The sequence below is a fragment of the Paraburkholderia sp. J94 genome (genome assembly GCF_905220285.1).
Taxonomy (GTDB): Bacteria; Pseudomonadota; Gammaproteobacteria; order Burkholderiales; family Burkholderiaceae; genus Paraburkholderia; species Paraburkholderia tropica_A.
The window spans coordinates 103352-120555 of the sequence record NZ_CAJMZH010000010.1 but is presented as its reverse complement, the minus strand read 5'-3'; the positions used below and the strand labels follow the sequence as shown (position 1 = coordinate 120555).

13 protein-coding genes are annotated in these 17204 nt (G+C 62.1%); 7 read left to right on the top strand and 6 right to left on the bottom strand.

From position 1 onward, the window contains the following. The 3 genes from U4Y88_RS22430 to U4Y88_RS22420 all read right to left on the bottom strand — a co-directional run bounded on the left by U4Y88_RS22430 (window position 1) and on the right by U4Y88_RS22420 (window position 6013). Window positions 1-3870: a type I polyketide synthase gene (locus U4Y88_RS22430; protein ID WP_321786446.1), complete on the bottom strand. Its 3870-nt coding sequence runs from the start codon at window positions 3868-3870 to the stop codon at window positions 1-3. 32 nt (window positions 3871-3902) lie between these two features. Continuing rightward, complete coding sequence (gene ccrA, locus U4Y88_RS22425) at window positions 3903-5180, bottom strand: crotonyl-CoA carboxylase/reductase (protein WP_321786444.1); 1278 nt, start codon at window positions 5178-5180, stop codon at window positions 3903-3905. Window positions 5181-5254: 74 nt separating this feature from the next. Continuing rightward, a complete protein-coding gene (locus U4Y88_RS22420; protein WP_321786441.1) occupies window positions 5255-6013 on the bottom strand; it encodes an SDR family oxidoreductase in 759 nt (252 codons plus the stop codon). 23 nt (window positions 6014-6036) lie between these two features. Here U4Y88_RS22420 and U4Y88_RS22415 point away from each other — a divergent pair, with 23 nt between their 5' ends. From U4Y88_RS22415 to U4Y88_RS22405, 3 genes are all read left to right on the top strand, one after another. Continuing rightward, window positions 6037-7287, top strand: a complete 1251-nt coding sequence (locus U4Y88_RS22415) for a carboxymuconolactone decarboxylase family protein (protein WP_321786439.1) — start codon at window positions 6037-6039, stop codon at window positions 7285-7287. Window positions 7288-7355: 68 nt separating this feature from the next. After that, window positions 7356-7826, top strand: a complete 471-nt coding sequence (locus U4Y88_RS22410; protein ID WP_321786708.1) for a MaoC family dehydratase — start codon at window positions 7356-7358, stop codon at window positions 7824-7826. A 174-nt stretch (window positions 7827-8000) separates the two neighbouring features. Further along, complete coding sequence (locus tag U4Y88_RS22405) at window positions 8001-8510, top strand: hypothetical protein (RefSeq protein WP_321786437.1); 510 nt, start codon at window positions 8001-8003, stop codon at window positions 8508-8510. Between the two features lie 27 nt (window positions 8511-8537). On the opposite strand, the gene U4Y88_RS22400 is transcribed toward U4Y88_RS22405, so the two are convergent. From U4Y88_RS22400 to U4Y88_RS22390, 3 genes are all read right to left on the bottom strand, one after another. Beyond that, entirely contained in the window at window positions 8538-8936 is a 399-nt protein-coding gene (locus U4Y88_RS22400) for a Fur family transcriptional regulator (protein ID WP_290371180.1), read from the bottom strand. A 194-nt stretch (window positions 8937-9130) separates the two neighbouring features. Next, on the bottom strand, window positions 9131-10207 hold the full coding sequence (locus tag U4Y88_RS22395) for a hemin-degrading factor (RefSeq protein WP_224017483.1): 1077 nt from the start codon (window positions 10205-10207) through the stop codon (window positions 9131-9133). A gap of 31 nt (window positions 10208-10238) precedes the next feature. Then, a complete protein-coding gene (locus tag U4Y88_RS22390; RefSeq protein ID WP_321786706.1) occupies window positions 10239-12557 on the bottom strand; it encodes a TonB-dependent hemoglobin/transferrin/lactoferrin family receptor in 2319 nt (772 codons plus the stop codon). Between U4Y88_RS22390 and U4Y88_RS22385 the strand changes: the two genes are divergently transcribed. From U4Y88_RS22385 to U4Y88_RS22370, 4 genes are all read left to right on the top strand, one after another. Next, window positions 12476-13243, top strand: a complete 768-nt coding sequence (locus U4Y88_RS22385; protein WP_321786722.1) for a hypothetical protein — start codon at window positions 12476-12478, stop codon at window positions 13241-13243. The two genes, U4Y88_RS22390 and U4Y88_RS22385, sit on opposite strands and share 82 nt — an antisense overlap. A gap of 8 nt (window positions 13244-13251) precedes the next feature. Continuing rightward, window positions 13252-13959, top strand: a complete 708-nt coding sequence (locus U4Y88_RS22380; protein WP_224017487.1) for a gluconate 2-dehydrogenase subunit 3 family protein — start codon at window positions 13252-13254, stop codon at window positions 13957-13959. 65 nt (window positions 13960-14024) lie between these two features. Continuing rightward, entirely contained in the window at window positions 14025-15797 is a 1773-nt protein-coding gene (locus U4Y88_RS22375; RefSeq protein ID WP_321786435.1) for a GMC family oxidoreductase, read from the top strand. A 3-nt stretch (window positions 15798-15800) separates the two neighbouring features. Next, a complete protein-coding gene (locus U4Y88_RS22370; protein ID WP_321786433.1) occupies window positions 15801-17174 on the top strand; it encodes a c-type cytochrome in 1374 nt (457 codons plus the stop codon). Window positions 17175-17204 lie beyond the last annotated feature (30 nt).

Sequence of the window (17204 nt, the reverse complement as noted above, 5' to 3'; positions counted from 1 at the left end):
TCAGATGGTGGAAAGTGAAAGCGTGGTAACGGCCGCGTCGACGTGGTCGACGAATAAGCCGGCGAGTCGCCGTGCAGCGGGCTCGCGCACGATGGATTGATGGTCGTCGTCGAATACGCTTACGGTGATGCCGCCGCGCGTTAGCATGCGCAGTTGCTGCGCCGCGTGCGTACCCGATACGGCGCTCTCGTTACGCGCTGCGAGCGCATAGTCGATACGCGCCCCGACCTGCTGCGGACGATGACGCGCCAGCGCCACCGCGCTCGCCGCGTGCAACCGCGCGAGATGCGCGAACGTGTCGGCGTGCGCGCGGCGTCGCGCCTGAGCGAGATGGAAGTCGTGGTCGAGCATCGCGTCGAAGCGCGCGTCCGCGAGCCATCGATCGACCAGCTGCGCGTCGTCCAACGTTTCGAATTCGCGCGCAAGCTCGCTCAAGCGCGTCGCAAACGGGCCTTCGAATAGCGGGCTGTCGACGATCAGCAGCGGCGGCGACGTCGCGCCTTGCGCTTCCCATTGCGCGGCCATCTCGTGCGCGACGATGCCGCCGAACGACCAGCCGCCGAGCAGATCGGGCAGCTTGCCGTACGTGGCGATTAATGCCGCGCGATAGCGTGCCGCGAGTTGCCCGATCGAGAGATACGCGGGCGTGCGATCCTGATCCGCATAGGGATGCCGAAACGCGACGATCGTCGCATCGCCTGGCCACGCGGCAGAGAGTTCCTCGTAGCAGAGCACGTCGCCGCCAACCGGATGCACGAGCGCGACGAGCGGGCCGCGGCCCCCGCGCAAAGTCATGACGAGCGCACGATCATCGCGTGTTTCAGGCGCTTTCGTCGCTTCGTGCGTCGCGACGGCGCTCGTCGCCGTACTGAACGATGTGCCATACCACGCCGCGAGCGTGTCGATCGACGCGCCACGCGCGAGCATCGACATCGGCGGCATCTTCCCGAAGCGCTGATGCAGACGCACGCGCAATTCCGTCAACGCCAGCGAATCGAGCCCCTGACTGACGAACGAGCGTTCATCGGCGAGGCTGACGCCCGCGGCGGCAACCGAGGCCGCGATCGTGCGCAGCGTCGCGAGCAGGTCGTCGGCGTTCGGAGACACCGCGGCTTGTGCCACCGCCGGTTCCATCCCCTGGCCCGCAACCGCATCGCCCGCGTGCTGCGCGATCCGTCGCGTGATGGCGCTGCGCGCGACATCCGCGAACGGCAGTTCGAATCGCTCGCCGTCGAAGCAATAACTCGGCACGTCGGCAGGCCGCGGTGCGTTGCCGTAGAGCTTGCCCCATGCGATCGTCTGGCCCGCGCTGTAGAGATGCGCGCAGGCGTGCGCAAAGCCGGTGTTCTCGCCTTCATCGTCGCCTTCCGGGCCATCGGCCAGCGACGAGACCGCACACTGCCAGTCGCCGCCGGACTGCGCGCGTGCGAGCCTTGCCAGCGCCGCGCCCGGACCGACTTCGAGAAAGAGCGTCTTGCCGTCGCACGCCGCAACCAGCGCCTCGTGAAAACGCACGGGCTGCTCGACGAGATCGAGCCAATGCTCGACGGTGCCGATCGACTCGCTCGCCAACGCGCCGGTGAGCGTGGACACGATGGGAATCGCGGCCGGCTTGAGCGTCAGCGCTTCGAGTGCCTGTTTGAAGGCTCCGCGCATCGAACGCAGCATCGGCGAATGACCCGGCGTGCCGTAGGTCTTGAGCAGCGAGACCCGTTTGCCCGCCGCCACCATCGTGTCCCGCACCTTCAGGACGGCTTCTTCTGTGCCGCTTACGACGGTCTGCTCCGGTCCGTTGAACCCGGCCACGAACAGGTCCGTGCCGAATGCGCATTGCGCGCGCAATTCGTCGGCGCTCGCCGCGACCGCGAGCATGGCGCCCGCAGGCGTGGCGCTATCGAACAGACGGCCGCGCGCCTCGACGGCCTGGATGCCGTGTTCGAGCGACATGACGCCGCCGATCACAGCCGCTACATGCTCGCCCAGCGAATGCCCGATCAGCAGATCGGGCTGCACGCCCAGATCCATCCACGTGCGCGCGAGCGCGTAGCAAACACTGAAGTGCGCGAGCTGGCCCGGATGATGGCGCACCGAGTGCGCGTCGCGGCCGAAGATCGCGTCGAGCACGGCACGCGCCGTCTCCGCATCGAGGTGACGCAGGCACGCGTCCACATGCTTGCGGAAAAAACCGTTGCCTTCGTAGAGCTCGCCGCCCACGCCCGGCTGCCACGCGCCCTGACCCGGCACGAGGAACGCGAGACGCGTCTTGCGGGTCTGCTCGCCCGCGTGCCATTGACCGGTCGGATTCGCCGCGAGAAAGGCGTCGAGCCCCGCGATGAAGTCCTCGTGCGTCGTACCAATCAACGCGACGCGATGATCGAAGTGATCGCGCCGCACGCTCGCCGTATGGCATGCATCGCGCAGCGCGGCAGTGGGATGCGCGAACCACGCGCGCCATGCCGACGCCAGACGCTGACGCGCACGCGGCGACCGCGCCGAAAGCGTCAGCACCCGCTCACGCGCGACGTTGGCAGCGGCGTTTGCAGCAACCTCACTCGCATTCGCAGACTCCGGCGCGGCAAGAATCATATGCACGTTAGTGCCCGTGATGCCGAATCCGCTCACGCCGACCAGCGCATGGCCGTCGTGGAGCATCGCGCCTTCTTGCGCCACTTCGAGTCGCGAACCTTCCCAGTGAAAGCGCGGATTCGGCGTCGTGAAGTTCACCTGCGCGGGCACGCGGCGGTGACGCAATATCAGCATCGCCTTGATGAAACCGGCCATGCCTGCTGCGCCTTCGAGGTGACCTAGCTGCGATTTCACCGAGCCGACGAGAATCGGTTTGTCGCGCGTGACATCACGCGCATAAACGCTTCGGAGTGCGGACAATTCGATCGGATCGCCGAGCGCGGTGCCGGTGCCGTGCGCCTCCACGTAGGCGACCGCTTCAGCGCCCACGCCCGCGCGCGCCAGGGCGCGCCGGATCACCGCTTCCTGGGCCGCGCCGTTGGGCGCGGTCAGGCCGTTGCTCGCGCCGTCACTGTTGAGCGCGGAACCGGCCAGCACCGCTTCGATGCGTTCGCCGTGCGCCATGGCATCGTCGAGGCGCTTCATCACGATCACGCCACCGCCTTCGCCGCGAATATAGCCATCGGCCCGCGCGTCGAATGGACGGCATTGCCCCGATGGCGACATCGCCTGAAGCCGCGCAACGCCGATGGTTTCCTCAGGCCCGAGAATCAGGTTCACGCCGCCCGCGATCGCCACATCGCAGTCGCCGGCCTGCAGACTTTGCGCGGCAAGATGAATCGCCACGAGCGACGACGAGCAGGTCGTATCGACAAAGATCGCCGGTCCGCTCAACCCGAGCACGTGCGCCACGCGGCCCGGCGCCATCGCGCGCAGATTGCCGAGCTTCGAATAAGTCGTGATGCCCGCCGGGTCGCCCGACCAGACGGTGCGGCGGCCATAATCGGCTTCGCCCGTCGTCATGAAAACGCCGACGCTCTTGCCGCGCAATTTGCCCGGCGCCAGGCCCGCATTTTCCAGTGCCGACCACGCGAGTTCGAGCATCCAGCGCTGCTGCGGATCCATCTCCACGGCTTCGGCCGCCGACGTGCGAAAGAACGTGTGGTCGAAGAAAAACGGATCGTCGACATAACCGGCGACACGCGAATACGTGGTGCCCGGTTCGTCCGGATCGCTCGAATAAAACGCGTCGATATCGAAGCGCTCGCGCGGCGTGTCGCGAATCGCACTGCGCCCCGAATTGAGCAATGCCCAGTAGCTCGCCGCGCAAGTCGCGCCGCCCGGAAAACGGCACGCCATGCCGATGACGGCGACGCGCCCCGAGGCTGCGTTTGACTGATCCATTCGATTCTCGCTGCTGAAAGATTTCTGCATGTCTAGTGGCGGCGCGCCGCGTCGAGATCGTCGCTGCTGCTCGCCTGCACCAGCACGGCCATGTTGCCGGGCAGATGCTGATTGGCGCGAATCTTCGCGTGCGCTTCGGGCAGGCGGTTCCAGGCGAACACCTCCGAAAGACACGGGTCGATCTTGCCGCTCATGACGAGCCGGTTCGCCTGCGCGGCTTCCTTGAGGCTCGCGAAGTGGCTGCCCTGAATGCGCTTCTGGCGCATCCACACATAGCGCGCGTCACAGGTCAGGTCGTAGCCGCTCGTCGCGGCGCAGAACACGACCATGCCGCCGCGCTTGACCACATAGCAGGACGGCGCGAAGGTGTTGCGGCCCGGATGTTCGAACACCATGTCGACATCGCGCTTCTCGCCGAGCGCGTCCCAGATCGCCTTGCCGAATCGCTTCACGCTGTCGATATAAGCCGTGTAGGCGGCGGTTTCGTCGACTGGCGGCGGCGCGCCCCAGCATGAAAACTGCGAGCGATTGATGACGCCGACCGCACCGAGGCTCTTGACGAATTCGGCCTTCGAATCGTCGGACACCACGGCAACGGGGCGCGCGCCCGCGAGCGCCGCGAGCTGAATTGCCATCGTTCCCAGACCGCCCGCCGCGCCCCAAACTAGCACCGATTGCCCCGGCGACAGCGCATGCGGCTTGTGGCCGAACAGCATGCGAAACGCGGTGGCGAGCGTGAGCGTGTAGCAGGCGCTCGCGGCCCACGTGAGATGCTTCGGACGCGGCATGAGCTGCGTGGCCTGCACGCGCGCGAATTGCGCGAACGAGCCGTGCGTCGTCTCGTAGCCCCAGATGCGCTGCGAAGGCGACAGCATGGGATCGCCACCGTTGCATTCCTCGTCTTCGCCATCGACCTGCGAGCAGTGCGCGACCACCTCGTCGCCCACCTTCCACTTGCGCACGTTCGCGCCCACGGCCCACACGATGCCCGCCGCGTCGGAACCGGTGATGTGATACGGATCGTCGTGCAGATCGAGCACCGAGAACGGCTGGCCCAGCGCGGCCCACACACCGTTGTAATTGACGCCCGCCGCCATGACCAGAATCAGCACCTCGTTGGCGCCGATCGACGGCACCGGCACGACTTCCTTCGTGAACGCGCCTTGCGGCTCGCCGTGATTCTCGCGACGAATCGTCCACGCGTGCATGCGCTTCGGCACCACGCCGAGCGGCACCGGACGGCCGATTTCGAACAATTCCGGCTGGCCGACACCCGCATCGGCGACACAATCCAATACTTCGGTATCCATATCGATATCCATGAAAGATCAGCTTCGAAAGGCGTAGCGCCCGCGCTACGAAACGACTGACAAGCTCGACCGGGTCAGGCCGCGATCATGCCGCCGTCCACCGACAACGCGGTGCCGGTCATAAAGGAAGAGGCGCTGCTCGCGAGGAACAGCACGCCTTGCGCGATTTCCTCTTCCGTACCCAAACGCCCCACAGGATGGAAAGATTTGATCTGGTCGGTCATCTGCGTTTCGTCGAGGAATTTCTCGACCATGGCAGTCGCGACAAATGCCGGGCAGATCGCGTTGACGCGAATATTCTGTTTCGCATATTCGAGCGCCGCCGCCTTCGTCAAACCGATAATGCCCGCCTTCGAGGCGTGATAGGCGCAGCCGCCAAACGCAGACGCCACCAGACCGTAGGTGGACGACATATTGACGATCGAGCCGCCGCCCGATTTCAGCATCTCGGGAATTTCATATTTCATCGCGAGAAACATCCCTTTGAGGTTGATGTCCACGACGAAATCCCAGCTTGCTTCATCGGTCTGCGCAACTGGCTTGCCGAATTGCTCGACGCCAGCATTGTTGAAAGCGATATCGAGCTTGCCGAATGCCTTGACGGTCTGCTCCACTGCATTCGCGCAATCATCGGCTTTCGACACGTCGGTCTTCACGAAGATCGCTTCACCGCCTGCGCGCCGAATTTCCTCGACAACGGCCAGCCCTTCCTCATGGCGACGCGATGCAATCGCGATCTTCGCGCCCTCTCTGGCAAACAGCATTGCCGTGGCCCGGCCGATCCCCGAACTTCCACCTGTTACGAGGGCCACCTTCTGTTGAAGCTTCAGCACTGCGTTCTCCCGGTTACGTTGACGTGACAGAGCATCCATTCGGCATCGGCCGCAATAAACAGCAGCGCGATTCGAGGACGATTCTAGGCGGCAAAAAACGCAAACCGATCGATTTTCACAAAAGTTCAGAATTGCAAAACATCCTCGCGAATATGATGAAGAACGTCATTGACCTCCACGTTCATTCGAATTGGATTTATATGCATGCACAACGAATATCCCGTCACGATCTGGGCATGTCGACGATCCTCGCGATCGGCGATGAAGGCTTTAACCGCCTGAGTGCCGCGCTGGATAAACTCGACCCTGATTTCAAAAAATTACTCGTCGAAGGGGCTTATGCGGATATCATCGCGCGCCCCAATCTCTCGCTCAACTATCGCGAACTGATTACGGTCGCGGTCCTGACTTCGATTGGCAATGCCGAAGCCGCGCTCAAATATCATGCGGGCGGCATGTTGAATACGGGCTGGACGCCCGAAGCCGTGCTCGAAACCGCGATGCATACGCTCGCCTATTCAGGCGCGCCCGTGGCGATGGCGGGCGTGCGGCTCGTCGTGATGCTGCTGCATGAGCGTGGTCTCGCCGTTCGAAACGATGCGTATCGCCATCTGCGCGATGCATCGTCGATTGTTCGTCTGCTTCTGTCCGGTCACGCGCCATCGGCAGCCCTCACGCAAAAAGACCGTCAACTCGCGACGCTGGCCATCGTCATGGCGCGAGGGAATCAATACAGTGCGGTTCGGCAGCATTTGAAGGACTGCCTGCGCCTCGGCTGGACGCGCAGCGAATTGACCGAGGTATTGATTCAACTCACCGGCTATATCGGCTGGCCGGTCGTGTTGCCGTTGACGCGCATCGCGCTGGAGGTGTTCGAAAGCGTCGGCACGGACGCGCCGGAGGACGTCACCAACTCCGCGCAAAGCATCGCGGATATTTCTGCGGAAATCGAGCGGAGCATGGTGGAACTGGACGTCGGCAATGCGCCGTTTGAATCACCCGGACACGCAAAGACGCGGCACCTCACGGATATCGCCTGCCTGACCTGTCTTTCGCGCAACGCCGATGCGGAAACACTCGCCGCTCACGTGCACGAAGCGCTCTCTCTTGGCGCGACGCGGCGCGAGATCGTCGGCGCGATCATGCAAGCGCTGCCCCATGCAGGCGCGCTTGCGGTGGGATCGGCATTGCGCATTGCGGAGCCCCTGTTTGCGCTGCCTGGCGTGGACGACACCACGAAGCACGACAACGCAGCAGCGCTTCAATCGGCTTGAATCCGCGCGCACCGTTTTCCGTGCCTCACCGAAAATACTATGCAGTACCAACCATACAGGAACTGACCATGAATGATGCAGGCGGATTCGACCTCGAAGATCTGATGCCCGGCATGAACGCGCGCTTCACGAAAACGCTGTCCGAGCGTGACGTCTTTCTGTTTGCGAGCGCATCCGGTGATCGCAACCCCGTTCACCTCGACGAGGAGTATGCGAAGCAAACCCAATTCGGCGGACGCATCGCGCACGGCATGCTCTCCGCCTCCGTGATTTCGGCGGCGATTGCCTCTCGCCTGCCCGGTCCCGGTTCGATCTATCTTTCGCAGGACCTGAAGTTCCGGCGGCCGGTCAAGCTCGGCGAAACGGTGTGTGCGACGGTATCGGTCAAGGAGATCCTCGTGGCGCGCCGCCGCGTCGTGCTGGAGACGCACTGCGAAGTGAACGGGTTTGTCGTCGTGGAAGGCACCGCCGTGGTGATGCCGTCTTGCGCCGCGGATCGCAGGAAGGAAATAGAAAAGGTTGAGAGCGCAGCGATATAGCATGGATCGCCGCCGGAATATCGCACGTAGATAACAGAATTGTCAGCGTAGCAACATCTCGATGACAGGTGCGTTCGTGTATGCTTTTACGCGACTTTCCATGGCACCCGCAAGCGCACGATATGCGGGTTCGCCGTCACATTCGCCACGTTTCGCGCATAATGGCGGCGAAATTTGTTTGCCTTCGGATTCGCACCCATCCTTCGTTGCACCAACTTCGTATCAATGTCACGCAGCAAAAAAGCCCACTCCGCACCGCTCCCCTCTGCTTCTTCCCGCTTCATGCAGCGCCCGTTGGACGAAAAAACGGCCACCGAAATGGCGCTCGCGCATCACCTCACGTTCGCCGCCTGCCAGGGCTGGGCGGGCACAACACGGCTCGTCAGCGAACTCGTGCGCATGGTCTATCTCACCTTCTATGTGCAGTGTGAAGGCTATGGCGATACCGACATCGCGCGGTTCGCCGATGCCGAAACCGCGCTGGAGAATTGCATTCTGCGCGCGGGCGACGATGAAGTCTGCCGCATTTCGCCCGGCGAGCGCGCGCTGGTCGAGCCCATTCTGCGCCAAGCCGATACGCAATTGTTTCTCGCGCCACGGCTCGCGCTGATCGAAGCCTATAAGCGGCTGGACCGCTTTTTGCGGAACTCGAATGAGTCGCCGCTACCACAGACGGCGATCTAAGCCGCCATCGGCATGCAGGCGCACGCGTCACTCACAATCGGCGCAAACAATCACGATGCTGATCGGCTTATCCCGCGACCCGAATATCTCGGACTGAGCCGCGGCCTTGATCGTATCGAAGAGATCCGGGTTCTTGAATCTCACGCGACACCCGCATTTCCTGCACGACACCACGTGCATCTTTTCGGCTTCGTACGGGCATTGAAGAAAAAATGTCGCGCGCGCGCCGGTATTGCCCGACACCCATTGTCTCGAGACGATACCGGCGCTTTCGAAATCGACGAGCGCCCGATAAATCGACGCTTTACTCAGGCCGATCTTCTTCCTGATCGCGAACTTGTAGATCTCGTCGGCTTTAACGCCGCGCTCGATTTCGAACATCGTGGTCAAGACACCGATTCGCGTGGGCGTAACACGAACGCCCATCTCGTTCATGTACTTGACGACAGAATCACGGTGAGCAAAGTACTTCGAACCAACAGGCTCAGTTTTTCCCATAGCGTCAATACCGGGAAAGCGGCATCCAGCACGGATGCCCTCCCCGGTTTCCTAAGCTCCGACCGATGGCCGGGAAATAGTCAAAGTGTTAAGACGTCAGCCTGAAATCCAGCGTTGCTGAGTCAAGCGATAGCCAATGCAGCGTGCGGCGGCAACGCACCGGCCAGATCACGCCACGAAGCCAATTCAGGCGCACCGGGTTTGCGCGCGCCAAACAACATCGCGATGTTTTCGCCCTGCGCGTCGAACAATTCCACCGACGTCACGATGCCGTCGACGGTCGGCTTGCGCACGAGCCACGCACTCGCGACCAGATCCGCACGCAAATGCAGATTGAAGCGCTCGTCGAGCACGTTGACCCAATTGCCCATGGTGCGAATATTCGTCACCTCGCCGGTATGAATCTGGATCATGCCCGCGTTGCCCACGAACACCATGATGGGAATCTGTGCGCGGGCGGCCTCGACCAGCAACGCCTCGGTGACATCGTCGGCGAGTCGCGTCACATAACGCGGCTCGGCAAGACGCAACGCCTGCGTGCGCGTCAGCCCAAACTTGCGCAGCAGCGGGAAGAACTCGTGCGTGTCCTTCATCACGTCCCACGCGGCATGGAATCCGGCGACGTCGATGTCCTTATCGGCGCGCGGCAGCGGCGCGGGTTGCGCGGGCTTCAAGGCGAGCACCGCGGATTGCTCGGCATCGGCCCATTCCGTCGCGATTGCGTCGAATGCCGCGTGATCGCTATGGGCGCGCAGAAACACCTTGAATACCGCTTCGCCTTGCGCGTCGTAGAACTGGAAACTCTTCATTTCACCGTTGGGCGACGTCTCGCGTACCGCGAACGCAAAGGCCCAGCTACGGTGAAAAACGCGCAGATCGATATCCGCGCCGAGCACCAGCCCGACATGACCTTCCGCGCTCACCGTTTCGAATACACCGTCCTTCTCATGCACGGCGGCTTCGTTGCGGGTCAGCGTCATCACCGCGCCAAGACGCGGCATCTGGGCGATCAAGCCCATGAAATCCGGCTTCAGGCGCACGACGTTGAGGCCAACGAATGCGGCCACCGCCTGCGCTTCGCTCACTTGCATCGCGGCAGCGGCGTCGCGCTGACGCAGCTTTTGCGCGGCCTTATGCGCGAGATACGAATCCCGCCATTGCGCACATGCCTGGGTGTCCGAAAAATCGATTTGAGTCATGGTAATCCTTTGTATGTGTGAGTGACGATCCTCAGAAGTCGATCTTCATGCCGACGTTGAAGTTTCGTCCGGGTGCGGTATAGGAATTGAGCGTCGCGTAGCTCGAACTTGCCGAGAGATCGCGAACATCGCTCCAACGCCAGTACTTGCGGTTAAACAGATTGTTGATGCCGGCGGTCAGGCTCACGTGCTGCGTGATCTTGTAGCCCGCATGCAGGTCGACGATCGTGTATGACGGCGTCGAGAAATACTTGGTGCTCGACGTATTCACGTCGCTGGTATCGCGGCGCGAGTTGTAGGTCACGTCGGCGCCCACGAACCAGCGATCGTCCGCGCGATAAGTGATGCCCATTACGGCGGCGATAGGCGGAATCGACATGATGCCGCTGCTCGTGCCGTCGGTGTTCTGCTCGGTGCCATCGGTATAGGCGACGCCGCCCTTGACCTCGACCGAATCGCCCGCGAACCAGTCGAATTTCGCTTCGACGCCCTTGATCGTGGCCTTGCTGAAATTGATGTACTGGAACTTCTCGGGATCGCTCGCCGAGGTCAGGCTGCCGCCCACGACTTCCGAATCGATGAAGTTCTTGTAGCGGCCATAAAATGCCGACGCGCTATACGACACGCGATTCGTACCGAATGCGAGCTTGCCGCGCATACCCGCTTCGAACGAGTTGCTGGTTTCCGGCTTCAGGTTCGGATTGCCGACCTGCTCGTAATAGGTGTGGTACATCGAGGCCGCGACGCCGCCACCGTAATAGCTGTTGACCTGGTTGGCCGACGGCGCACGGAAACCCCGCGCGTATTGCACATACGGCACCATGGCCGGGCTGATTTCATACAGAAACGCCAGGCGCGGCGACAGCGCATTGCCGCTCGAATTCGAAAGCGGTTGGGTCGAAGCGCTCGCCGCCGACGTATAGGTGCTGTCGGCATCGGGCGTCATATGGTAGTAGTCGAAGCGCAAGCCCGGCACGAACGTCAGCTTGTTCCAGCTGATGCTGTCCTGCATGTACGCGCCCAGATTGAGCGTTTGCGTCTTCGGGAACGTCTCCAGATAACCGGAGGTGGTATCGACCGTATTGCCGTTCGAATTGGTGTTGTATTGCGACACGCTCAGGTCGAAACCGTACACGAGCTTATGAGAGAACGGCCCCGTCTTGAACGAGCTTTCCGCCACCGTATTGCCGCCGACAATGCTCTCGCCATAGTGGTTGTAACGCGTGACGTCGGTCGTCGTTTCGCCGATCAGCAACGATTGGTCGGTCGCCGCATTACGATAGAAAACCGAACTCTTGACGTGTTGCACCCAACGATTCGTTTCGTCGTCGTGATCCCATTCGAGCTTGACGCGATTGCTCGTGACATTGTTGGTCGTGTTGTACGAAGTGGTATTGGCGGTGTAATTGCCAATTTCGTACAAGCTGTCGACTTCATTGCTGTTGTTGAGCGTTTCGGCGGTCAGCTTGAGCTTGTCGGTCGACGAGAGGCGGAACACCAGTTTCGCCAATGCCGAGCGGTTGTTGTAGGTCGCCGGATCCGCTTCGTCGCGGCTCGCGCCCGTACCGCCCGTGCTGCCATGATTGTCGAGTTCGTGGCCGTGTCGGCCCGAGAGCATCAGCAAACCCTGCACCGCGCCATTCGCAGTGCTAAACGCCGTGGTCGCAGTGCCACCCCAGCTGCGATCGCTCGAGTCATAGCCCGTGCGCACCGAAAAATACGTCTTCTTGCCGTAGATATTCAGCAGATCGGACGGGTCTTTCGTCACGAAGTTGACCGCGCCGGTCAAACCATCGCTGCCGTACAAAACCGATGCAGGCCCGCGCAAAACTTCGACGCGTTCGTACAGGTCCGTATTCAGATAGTCGCCGCGGCCCGCCGAACCGGAGCCAAAGGAGAAGGATTGCGGCAGCGGAATGCCGTCTTCGAGCAGCAGAACCTGATTGCCTTCGAGACCGCGAATATTGATCCCGTCGTTGCCCGCCCGGCCCGTTGAGCTGCCGATGCCGCTCGGCCGATAAGCCTGGCGGTTGACGGCCACGCCGGGCTCGTATTTCAGCGCGTCCTTGATGTCCTTGGCGTTGTTCTCTTCCATGTCGTCGGACGTGATCACCGAGACCGTCGCCGCCGATTTGGTCGGATCGGTCGTGCCGATCCGGTTCGCCGTCACCGACAAGACATTCAATTGGCTTTCAACGCGTGCGTTCGCGCTTGTTGCCGCGCGCTTCGCCGCCGATGAAGTTGCCGTTGAAACGCCCGAGGCAGCCGATGCTGCCGACGCTGCGTCAGCCGCCGACGTTGCCGTTTGAGCCCATGCGCCTTGCGCGCCCGCCAATTCCGAGAGCGCCATCGGAATCAGGATTGCCAGAATTCTTCGCTGAAACAACATCTTCCCCTATTGATACGCTTACGTTTGTGCTGCGCAAGCCGACAGAATCATTAAGGTTCGTGAATATACATGAGAAGCATTCTCATTTAAATTTTTCGAACATTACGGGATGTTTCGGGGATCGGGAGACGGGCAACGCCCAGCCGCCCTCAATGTGGCAGCCGAAAAGGCCCGCAAAACGGGTTGGAAGTGGCCAGCAGACGGCGCTTAGGAGCGAGAATTCGCCCCCGCCCATTGATGTGACACCATTTAATTCAAGCCAGACGGCGCTGACGCACCTGTCGTGCGGCGCGCGTGAAATGACCGGAGGGAGATCGCCTGGCCTCGCTCGCTTCTATCGCGCGCAAATCCCGGCAGACGAAGCCGCGATCAAACCCACGAGCGCCGATCAATTGACCAGGCGGAACCCAGCGGCGCAGTTCATCCAGTCGCCGCTTCATTCGCCGAACAATGACAGGACACCTTACGATGTCGCGCGAGCGACGCGCGAACTGCACTCACCCGCCGCCCATGACCCCCTATCGCAAGTGCCCGCATCGGTAAATCCCTCGCTTGCACATGCAGACGTTCGCAACTATCGTAATTCGATGTGGGCTACGCCCCGCGCGATCGTCTTTTGCGCGTGGCTTCCAGTCACTTTCGTCTGAGGTTCACCATGCGAAGACGTGGCGTCCTGATATCGCTGGTTCTGCTCGTCGGTAGTCTGGCCGTCGCGAAGGCGAAGGTGATCTGGGGTGGCATGCCGTGGACCGGCGAGGCATCGCCGCCGCCTCAACCGGTCGTCGCCAATGGCTGGAAATTCTTCACCGCCGACGAAGCGGCCCTGACCGAAGCCCTCGCCGATCGCCTCATTCCCGCCGATGACCTGAGCATCGGCGGCAAGGAAGCCGGCTGCGCGGTGTTCATCGATGCGCAACTCGCCGGGCCTTACGGCAAAGGCACTTACCTCTATCTCGACGGCCCGCTCAAACAGGGCCTGCCGCAAGCCGGTCCGCAGTTCGATCGCGGCCCCGCCGCGCGATGGCGTGCGGGACTGGCCGCGTTCGATAGCGCGGTAAAAGCGCAGCCCGCCGGCAAACGCTTCGTCGATCTCGCGCCCGACGCGCAGGACGCCATGATCCGCGAATGGGAAGCGGGCACGTTATCGATGCCTGGCGTCGACGCGAAACAGTTCTTTTCGCTGGTGCTCTGGAACGTGCGCGAAGGCTTTTTCTCCGATCCCATCTACGGCGGCAACAAGGACATGGCCGGCTGGAAGATGGTCGGCTTTCCCGGCGCGCAGTATGACTTCCGCGACTATCTCGACAAACCGGGCCAGCCGCTCGGCATTCAGCCCGTGAGCTTCATTCGCAAGCAAACCTGATTCGCGCGTCGTCGCGGCGCGAGCGATGCCGCGCGATTGCGCGAACGAGAACAAGGAGCGCCCACATGGCACAAAAGCGGCCCAAGGCGGATGCCGTCATCGTCGGTCTCGGATGGGCCGGCTCGCTGATGGCGAATGAACTCACGCAAGCCGGTTTGAATGTGGTCGCGATCGAACGCGGCAACTGGCGAGACACGAGCACGGATTTCCCCACCACAATCGACACCGACGAATTGCGCTACGCGCGCCGACGCGAATTGCTGCAGCCGCTCAGCGTGGAAACGATGACATTCCGCAATCGCCCCGATCAGGAAGCGCTGCCCTTGCGCGACCTGAACACGTATCAGTTCGGCTGGGGCGTGGGCGGCGCGGGCACGCACTGGAACGGCATGACGTGGCGCTTCCTGCCGACCGATTTCGTCACCTATACGAACACGGTCGAGAAATACGGCAAGAACCGTTTTGTCGACGGATTGCAGGTGCAGGATTGGGGCGTCACCTACGACGAGCTCGAACCGTTCTACGACAAGTTCGAGCGCATCGCAGGCACCTCGGGCAAAGCCGGCAATCTTCAAGGCCAGAAAGTCGAGGGCGGCAACGTGTTCGAAGGCCCGCGCAATCGCGACTATCCGCTGCCGCCGCTCGCGCGCACGCAGGCGGCCTTGCTGTTCGATAAGGCGGCGCGCGATCTCGGCTATCATCCGTTTCCGGTGCCCGCCGGAAATACTTCGGGGGCCTACACAAATACGCTTGGCGTGAAAATGGCGCCCTGTACGTATTGCGGCTATTGCGAGTTCTTCGGTTGCGGCAACTGGTCGAAAAGCAGCCCACAGGCTTGCGTCGTTCCCGCGCTGATGGCAAGAAAAAACTTCAGCGTGATTCCGAATGCCGAAGTCCTGCGCGTCAATCTCACGCCCGACAAGAAGATGGCGACCGGCGTCACCTTTATCGACAACGACGGGCAGCAATGGGAGCAGCCCGCCGATATCGTCGTGCTGTCGGCTTATCAATTCGACAACGTGCGGCTCATGCTGCTGTCCGGCATCGGCAAGCCTTACGACCGCGATGCAGGCCAGGGCGTGGTCGGCCGCAATTATGCCTATCAGACGATTTCCGGCGCGGCGATCTGGCTGAAGGATCAAAATCTCAATCCTTTTATCGGCGCGGGCGCACTCGCGCAGGCCATCGACGATTTCAACGGCGATAACTTCGACCATTCGAATGTCGACTTTATCGGCGGCGGCGTGGCCTTGATTCATTCGACGAACGGAAGGCCCATCAGCCTGTCGTCGGGCGTACCGAAAGGCACGCCGACGTGGGGCTCGGCGTGGAAACAGGCCTATCGCAAGGCTTATCAGAATTACAACTCGATCTATGTGATGGGCAATAGCTACCCCCATCGCGACGTGTTTCTCGACCTCGATCCGACTTACCGCGACCGGCATGGTCAGCCATTGCTGCGCGTGACCTTCGACTGGAACGAGAACGACAAGCGCTCGGCGAAATTCATGGCCGACAAATCGGAGGAGATCGCCCGCGCGATGAACGCGGAAACCATCGAGCGCTCCGAGCCCACCGCCCAGCCCTATACGCCGATGACGAACCTCTCGTCGCATACGACCGGCGGTGCGTGCATGGGCGCCGATCCGGCCACGAGTGCCGTCAATAAATATCTGCAAAGCTGGGACGTGCCGAATACGTTTGTCTGCGGCGCATCGGCGTTCGCGAACAACGGCGGCTATAACCCCACGGGCACGGTCGCCGCGCTCACCTTGCACGCCGCTCAGGCGATTCGCGATCACTATCTGAAAGCGCCTGGCGCGCTGGTGCAGGTGTAAGCCATGGCGCGTACTCCCGACACTTCCACGCCGCGTGGTGGTTCACGCGGGCGGCGCATCGTGACGCTACTGATCGCGCTTGTCGTACTCGCGTTGATCGTGCTCGGCGGCCTGCTTGCGTGGCGCAGTTCGCAGCGCCACGCGCAACCCGCCGACTCGGATCTGCTGCAACGCGTGCTCCATTACGGCGATGAAAACGGCAGTGCCGCCACCGATCCCGTCAAACGCGGCATGTACCTCGCGCGCGCGGGCGATTGCATCGCCTGCCATACCGCGCAAGGCGGCAAGCCTTTCGCGGGCGGCCTGGGATTGAACACGCCATTCGGCGTGATCGTGTCGAGCAATATCACGCCCGATCCGCAATACGGCATCGGCAACTGGACCGACGCACAGTTTCTCGCGGCGGTGAAAGAAGGCGTCGCGCCGCATCACAAGCTGCTCTATCCCGCGATGCCGTACAACCTCTACGCGCGCGTGAGCGACCGCGATCTGCTCGACATTCTCGCGTATCTGAAGACCGTGCCCGCCGTCGCCGAAGCGCCGCCCGCCAATCAATTGCCGTTTCCATTCAATATCCGGCTGATGATGTTCGGCTGGAATCTGCTGTTTTTCAATCCCACGCCGTTTCACCCGAATCCCTCGCAATCGGTCGAATGGAATCGCGGCGCCTATCTGGTCGACGGACTCGGCCATTGCACCGCGTGCCACAGCGGCAAGAACGCGCTCGGCGGCGATACCGACTATTTGCAGGGCTACGATCTGGAAGGCTGGCATGCGCCGGAAATCACGGGCAATCGCTATGTCGGCATCGGCACCTGGAGCGACGACGATTTCGTCGCTTATCTCAAGACCAGCGGCAATCGGTTCAGCGTCGCGGCGGGGTCGATGGGCGAAGCCGTTTCGAATTCCACCCAGTATTTGAGCGCCGCCGATCTGAAAGCGATCGGCCTTTACCTCAAGAGCCTGCCCGGATCGGGCCGCGCCGCGCCGCAAGCGATTGCCGACAGCGATCCGGCGATGAAACTCGGCAGCGACCTGTACCGCACCAACTGTATCGCCTGTCACAAGAGCAATGGCGACGGCGTGGACGCGATGGTGCCTTCGCTCGCGAACAATCCCGGCGTGCGCGCGCCCGGCGCCAATAACGTGCTGCGCACGATCCTGGTTGGCGGTCGCGGCGCGGCCACGTCGAGCAATCCGACCAGCGCGCAAATGCCGGCGTTCGCGTGGAAACTCTCGGATGCCGATGTCGCCGCCATCGCGACGTTCATCCGCAATAGCTGGGGCAACGCCGCGCCCGCCGTGGACGCCACGCAAGTGGGCTCGCTGCGCAAGAGCCTGAAAGCCCAGTCGTTCGCGGGAACGCGCGCGCCATGAGACCGTCGGCTTGATTGCGTGGCGCGAGAA

Excerpts from the sequence above, each read along its gene's own strand:
- U4Y88_RS22430 (WP_321786446.1), bottom strand. The coding sequence starts at position 3,870 with ATGGATCAGTCAAACGCAGCCTCGGGGCGCGTCGCCGTCATCGGCATG.
- ccrA (WP_321786444.1), bottom strand. The coding sequence starts at position 5,180 with ATGGATACCGAAGTATTGGATTGTGTCGCCGATGCGGGTGTCGGCCAG.
- U4Y88_RS22410 (WP_321786708.1), top strand. The coding sequence starts at position 7,356 with ATGAATGATGCAGGCGGATTCGACCTCGAAGATCTGATGCCCGGCATG.
- U4Y88_RS22400 (WP_290371180.1), bottom strand. The coding sequence starts at position 8,936 with ATGGGCGTTCGTGTTACGCCCACGCGAATCGGTGTCTTGACCACGATG.
- U4Y88_RS22395 (WP_224017483.1), bottom strand. The coding sequence starts at position 10,207 with ATGACTCAAATCGATTTTTCGGACACCCAGGCATGTGCGCAATGGCGG.
- U4Y88_RS22385 (WP_321786722.1), top strand. The coding sequence starts at position 12,476 with ATGCTGCCGACGCTGCGTCAGCCGCCGACGTTGCCGTTTGAGCCCATG.
- U4Y88_RS22390 (WP_321786706.1), bottom strand. The coding sequence starts at position 12,557 with ATGGCGCTCTCGGAATTGGCGGGCGCGCAAGGCGCATGGGCTCAAACG.
- U4Y88_RS22380 (WP_224017487.1), top strand. The coding sequence starts at position 13,252 with ATGCGAAGACGTGGCGTCCTGATATCGCTGGTTCTGCTCGTCGGTAGT.
- U4Y88_RS22375 (WP_321786435.1), top strand. The coding sequence starts at position 14,025 with ATGGCACAAAAGCGGCCCAAGGCGGATGCCGTCATCGTCGGTCTCGGA.
- U4Y88_RS22370 (WP_321786433.1), top strand. The coding sequence starts at position 15,801 with ATGGCGCGTACTCCCGACACTTCCACGCCGCGTGGTGGTTCACGCGGG.